Source organism: Sulfurimonas sp., assembly GCF_032250635.1.
Lineage (GTDB): Bacteria > Campylobacterota > Campylobacteria > Campylobacterales > Sulfurimonadaceae > Sulfurimonas.
Genome location: NZ_JAVVFL010000140.1, coordinates 1 through 5,869 on the forward strand (window position 1 = coordinate 1; position 5,869 = coordinate 5,869).

At 38.8% G+C, this 5,869-nt stretch carries 6 protein-coding genes and 1 pseudogene; 5 read left to right on the top strand and 2 right to left on the bottom strand.

Annotated features, from left to right (window positions below):
• Positions 1–221: pseudogene (locus RQ763_RS08665) on the top strand (DNA primase); the annotation flags it as partial.
• An 8-nt stretch (positions 222–229) separates the two neighbouring features.
• On the opposite strand, the gene RQ763_RS08670 reads toward RQ763_RS08665, so the two are convergent.
• Positions 230–1,153, bottom strand: coding sequence for a hypothetical protein (locus RQ763_RS08670; RefSeq protein ID WP_314152408.1), 924 nt, complete (start codon positions 1,151–1,153; stop codon positions 230–232).
• A gap of 97 nt (positions 1,154–1,250) precedes the next feature.
• On the opposite strand from RQ763_RS08670, the gene RQ763_RS08675 reads away from it, so the two are divergent.
• Genes RQ763_RS08675 through RQ763_RS08685 form a run of 3 tightly spaced genes read left to right on the top strand, consistent with a single transcriptional unit; the run spans position 1,251 to position 4,006 of the window.
• On the top strand, positions 1,251–2,507 hold the full coding sequence (locus RQ763_RS08675) for a DEAD/DEAH box helicase (RefSeq protein ID WP_314152410.1): 1,257 nt from the start codon (positions 1,251–1,253) through the stop codon (positions 2,505–2,507).
• 47 nt (positions 2,508–2,554) lie between these two features.
• Positions 2,555–3,532 (top strand): argininosuccinate synthase domain-containing protein, encoded by a 978-nt coding sequence (locus tag RQ763_RS08680; protein WP_314152411.1) that lies wholly within the window; start codon positions 2,555–2,557, stop codon positions 3,530–3,532.
• Positions 3,533–3,589: 57 nt separating this feature from the next.
• A complete protein-coding gene (locus RQ763_RS08685) occupies positions 3,590–4,006 on the top strand; it encodes a hypothetical protein (RefSeq protein ID WP_314152412.1) in 417 nt (138 codons plus the stop codon).
• Here RQ763_RS08685 and RQ763_RS08690 read toward each other — a convergent pair.
• Complete coding sequence (locus tag RQ763_RS08690) at positions 3,993–4,238, bottom strand: hypothetical protein (RefSeq protein WP_314152414.1); 246 nt, start codon at positions 4,236–4,238, stop codon at positions 3,993–3,995. The two genes, RQ763_RS08685 and RQ763_RS08690, sit on opposite strands and share 14 nt — an antisense overlap.
• 96 nt (positions 4,239–4,334) lie before the next feature.
• Between RQ763_RS08690 and RQ763_RS08695 the strand changes: the two genes are divergently transcribed.
• Positions 4,335–5,869 (top strand): flagellar hook-length control protein FliK (locus RQ763_RS08695; RefSeq protein ID WP_314152415.1); only part of this gene is annotated, 1,535 nt, incomplete at its 3' end.

Genomic DNA, 5,869 nt, shown 5'->3' on the forward strand with positions numbered 1-5,869 from the left:
TGATGGCAATTTCTGTGGATGAGCAGATAAGGGCGCTAAAAAATGAGGAGGCTCTAAGGGCGGAATTAATCTCTTTTTTGATGAAACACTATGAGAGGGAGTATAAAAAGGTTAACATGCAAAAGGATATCTCTTTTGAGCAAAAAGCCTTTTTTATACGTAGATACAAAGGCAAAATTTCGCAGCTAAAAAAAGGCGAACTGGTCGCTTTTAATAGCTAATAGTTCAGTTATGATTCTGGTGTTTCCTTGGGTTTGCGCTCTTTTATAGATATCTTTCTTCCAACATTCTTTGGTGCTTCTTGCGTCTCTCTAGGTTTTCCGTCATGGCGGTGATTTCTCTCTTTGCTTTTGCCAGAAAATTTTGCCTTTCCGTTTTCATCTTTGCCTAAATATTTACTTGGTTTTTTATCTGATTTTGCAAATTTATTAAATTTTTCCTCTTTATTTTCGTCATCTCTTCGAGGTTTATCAAATTTTGGCTTGTCATACTTTGGTTTGTCAAAAGATTTATAATCAGGTTTTTTCTCATCTTTTTTTGACTTATCGTAATTTGGTTTTTCAAATACTTTGCGCTCTGATTTTTCGCCGTCTCTTTTTGGTTTGTCATATTTTGGTCTATCTGAACTCTTTTTCTCATATTTAGGTTTGTCAAACGGCTTTTTATCGTACTTTGGCTTCTCGCCAGAGTCGGTTTTGAAAGCATACTCTCTCTTTTGAGCAGGCTGAGCTATTACCATCTTCTGCTCTTCATACTCAAAACCCTCAACAATCTCTTGCTTGATAACTCTCTTTAGAAGAGTCTCTATGGGGTAGAGCTCTTTTTGCTCACTAATGTCGAGCAGAACAACCGCACTGTCCGTAGCTTTGGCTACTCTTGAGAGGTACACTAAAGCATCCCCCGGTAAATCATAACTTATAAGAAGTTCGCATTTAAGTTCAGGCATCCCCGAGAGTTCACTGTCATCAAGAACTTTAATATTCTCATTTTTAAGTGCCTCTTTTATCAAACTACTGTTTTGTGCTGTTGCAACTAAAATATCAAGGTCACCGCTTTGCTCTATTAGCAAGTTGAGAAGTGATAATTTTTTATCATTAGGACATGGATGAATACGATGTTTGTTGTGTTTGAGAGTTATTTGGCTGATTGGCATAAGATGTCCTAATGAGGTTTTTAAAATTTAGTTCACATTATATCTCACATTAGCATAAATTATGCTATTATGTATAAATATTACAATCAGGATTAGAATGTCATTTAGCACGTTAGGTTTATCAGCTCCTCTACTAAAAGCTGTCAAAGAACAAGGGTATAGTGAACCAACACCCATCCAAAAACAAGCAATACCGGTAATTTTAAGCAGAAAAGATATCTTGGCAGGCGCTCAAACGGGAACCGGCAAAACCGCAGGTTTTACTCTGCCACTGCTAGAACTATTAAGTAGCACAAAACCCGCAAAGTCAAAGCAGAGCATAAGAGCGCTTATAATCACTCCGACAAGAGAGTTGGCCGCACAGGTCGGCGAGAGCGTTGAGATTTACGGAAAATATCTTCCGTTTAAATCAGCAGTTATCTTCGGGGGAGTTAAAATCAATCCTCAGCTATTAAAGCTAAAAAAAGGTGTTGATATAGTTATTGCAACACCGGGGCGACTCTTAGACCATGTATCCCAAAAGAGCATAGATTTAAGAGATGTTGAGTTTCTCATACTTGATGAAGCAGATAGAATGCTCGATATGGGCTTTATCAACGACATCAAAAAAATATTGGCAATTCTTCCAAAACAGAAGCAGACCCTTCTATTTTCGGCTACTTACTCTGATGAGATTAAAAAACTATCGGATAAATTGCTCAACTCCCCTGTACTCATAGAGGTTGCGCGTCCAAACAGAGCTTCTGAGAGTGTAAAACAGGCAGTTTATCCGGTTGACAAAGAGCGTAAGCGTGAGCTTTTAACGCACCTTATAAACGAGGGAAAATGGAAGCAGGTTCTTGTATTTACCAGAACAAAACATGGAGCCAACCGTCTGACAGGGCAACTTGAAAAAGATGGTATAACTGCTGTTGCCATACATGGCAACAAGAGTCAAAACTCAAGAACAAAAGCGCTCTCTGACTTTAAAGCGGGCGAAGTGAGAGTTTTGGTTGCAACAGATATTGCGGCAAGAGGAATAGATATTGACCAACTTCCGCATGTCATAAACTATGAACTGCCAAACGTGCCTGAGGATTACGTCCATAGAATAGGGCGAACGGGACGTGCAGGAAATGAGGGAGAGGCAATCTCTCTTGTGTGCATAGATGAGCATGAGTATTTGGCAAATATAGAGAAGCTGATAAAAAATGAGATCCCAAAAGTATGGCTAAAAGATTTTAAACCAGATCCAAGCATTAAAGCAGAGCCTATAAACCAGGGCGGCGGTGGCAGAGGTTCAAACTCCAGAGGCAGAGCGCAAAACAAACCGGCTCAAAAATCTTCAAAAGAGCCATCTAGAAGAAAAAAGTAGAAATAGTATATAATTATTTAAAAATTATTAATTTTACAAGGAAAAAGATGAAAGCAATCGCGCTATTTAGTGGTGGGTTAGACTCAACTTTAGCAATAAAACTTATAATAGACCAAGGCATAGAGGTCTTGGCAGTAAATATCAATACCGGTTTTGGAAGTACGAAAGACAGGCTTGAACATATGCAGAACATGTGCAAGCAGGTCGGTGCAGAACTTAAAATCATAGATATAGAGAGTGAATTTTTACAAGATGTACTGTTTGATCCAAAGCATGGATACGGTAAAAATTTTAACCCATGTATAGATTGTCATGCAAAGATGTTTGCAGTTGCAAAAAGAGTAATGGAAGCGGAGGGTGCATCGTTTTTAATAAGCGGCGAGGTTTTGGGACAGCGTCCAATGAGCCAAAACAGAGATGCTATGCAAACAGTTTTAAATGAGAGTAATTGCGACGGTCTGCTTCTTCGACCGTTATCCGCAAAAGCACTTGTTCCCACGATTGGAGAGACTCTGGGCTGGGTAGATAGAGAAAAGCTCGAGGGTATTGTCGGAAGAAGCCGTGACAGGCAAATTGAACTCGTAAAAGAGATAGGGCTTGAAGATTTTGAGACCCCGGGCGGAGGCTGTCTTTTAACCGATGAAAACTTTGCAAAAAAGATGTTTGATTTTATTAAGTATGACAAATTTGAGGTAAGAGACATTCCGGTTATGAAGTTTGGGCGACATCTTAGACTTCCTGATGGCGCAAAACTGGTTGTGGGAAGAAACAAAGATGAGAATGTACATCTTCAAGAGATAGATAATGATAAATATTACCACATAAAAACTATCGCTCTTCCCGGTCCCCACTCGCTTCTTGGCAAAAACGCGACTACGGCAGATAAAGAGCTTGCGGCAAGAATAATTCTAACGTACTGCAAAACACAGGAAAATAAAACATATACGCTTAGCTTCGACGAAGAGGAGTTAACGGCAGTACCGTTTGATTCAAGGGATGAGATAAAGCCATACACAGTAATGTGAGATTTTATATTTTTTGATATACTTTAAAAAGACAAATTTTAAAACTTGGAGTTAAAGATGGCGGGAGTACACTTTGGATTTGACAACTTTAGACAGCTTCTTGATCTGAGTATAGGTTTGGCTCAGAGGCTAGATGAGAGTCGTGCCGAGAGTTTTACTCTGCTTTATTGTGATTTTTCAGCAGTTGAGCAGTCAGTCATAGACAGCTCCCTAGAGCAGATTTTAAGAAACTCCGACGCTATCGTAAACAGCAAATTCGAGTACTTTTTTCTGCTGCCATACACGGATAAGTATGGGGCAAAAATTGTTAAAAATATGTTTGAAGAGTTCTTTGCAAGAGATTTAAACAGTAGCATGGTGAGCTATCCGGTAGATGGAGAGAGTTCAAGAGCGCTTGTCGAAGAGCTTGCAAACAATATAAGTGCGACATACAAAAAAGATCTTAAATGCTTAGAGAGCTTTAATCTTTATTAAAACTATACTCATTAGAGTTTTTGTAGAACTCTAATGCATCTGAAATCTCCTGCTCCTTATAGATTTTTTTATCACACACATATCTGCACTTGATTTTACTATTATTTCCCGCCATAACATTTAGCTCACTTTTTTTTGTCTCATAAGCAGACATGTCAAAACTAGATGGTTTTGACTCAAAAGGACTCTCGGCAATTAACAGTAACGGAAATAGCAATAGTAATAGTTTCATAATCCAAAATTATAGCTATATTTTTTTAATATTTTAAGTAGTGGAATAATTTGTGCTACTACTTTTAAAAATCTATGATTATAAAGGCGGTGTACAATGATATTGTTGGATGGCAAAAGTAAAAATAGCTCATCATCACCCCTGGCATTAGTTACTCCAAAAAATGAAAAAAGTATCTCTTTTTCAGACCTTTTAAAGGGAGTGAGTGAAAAAAAAGAGGCTAAAGGTGTCCAAAACGGCTCTCTTATTCTCTCGCTTGGCAGTGAAGCAAAAAATGTCAAGCCTCTGCAGGTTGATTTAAAGTCTGAAAAAAACCTCTCTTTGCTAAAGAGCGGCGATGAGTTGACTCTCTCAAAAGATGAGGAGGAGTTCTCGCTTCTCAATCAAAAGCTTCTCTCTTCACTTACAAAAGAGGAGATGAAGGCGCTAACGCTAGAAGCAAAAAATTACCTAAAAGAGCAGATTAAAAATAGCGACGGCTATAAAAAAGCGGAGATAAAAGAGCTTCCTAAGACCCTGAGCGGCTTAATCGAGGTTGCCAAAAAATTTGATATAGATATAAGTAAAATCAGTTTTGAGGAGTTGAAGACTCCAAGCAAAGATAACGGAAGTCTCAAAGATGTACGCATGGAGATTGTAAAAGAGATAGCACCCGGCAAGAGTCAAACTTCTCAAAAAGAGAGTACTCAAGAGGTGCCGACAAAAGAGATGACGTTGCAAACAAAAGAAACTCCTCAAAAAGAGCTGCGTCAAGAAGTGCCAAAAGAGATGAAAAATCTTGGTAAAAATATTGATGTTGATGAAAAAAATGCGCAGAAAGTTGCCGCAAACACGCAAACAGCAAATGCGCAAGCTTCTCAAGAGATAAACAGAAGTGAAAAATTTACACAAGCGCAAAAAGAGATAAAAGAGACACCTCTTTTTAAGGCACAAGCTCCGCAACAACATGCAACAACAGAGCAGATAGTTCAGGTAAAAGCAAACAGCATGCAAAGAGCGGAAGAAAAAACGCCTAAAACAAAAGCGGATGAAACGCTTAAACTTCTTCTTCGAGAAGAGAAGCCATCACTAAACAATCTGGTTTTAACGGCTGATTTTTCCACAGCTACAGCCAAAGTAATTGCACCGAACCCGACTCAAGAGGGTATAAGAACGCTTGAACAGCTTCTTGGTGGAGATTCAACTTCGTCCGAGCAAAACAGCTCATCTGCAAAAACTGAATCGCTAACAACACATAAAGCCGACAGCTTTGAGGTTAAGTTAAATGAAGCAAAGCAGATGATTAAATATCTCTCAAATGATGTGAAAAATGCTATCGAGGATTATAAATCACCCTTTACCAGAGTCAAGATTCAGCTCAATCCTGCACATTTGGGAGAGGTTGACCTGACGATAGTCCAAAGAGGTAAAAACCTGCATGTCAATATCAGCTCAAACAATGTAGCAGTAAATACCTTGGCGATGAATGCAAATGAGCTAAGAGTGCAGTTAAGCAACAGTGGAATAAATAATGCTACATTGAACTTTAGTGATAGTTCGCAAAGCGGCGATACAAATGCTGGCTCTGGGCATCAGCAGAGGCAAAATGAGCAGAGAGCCCATGAAGAATCTAGTAGGACCATCCTCGATTC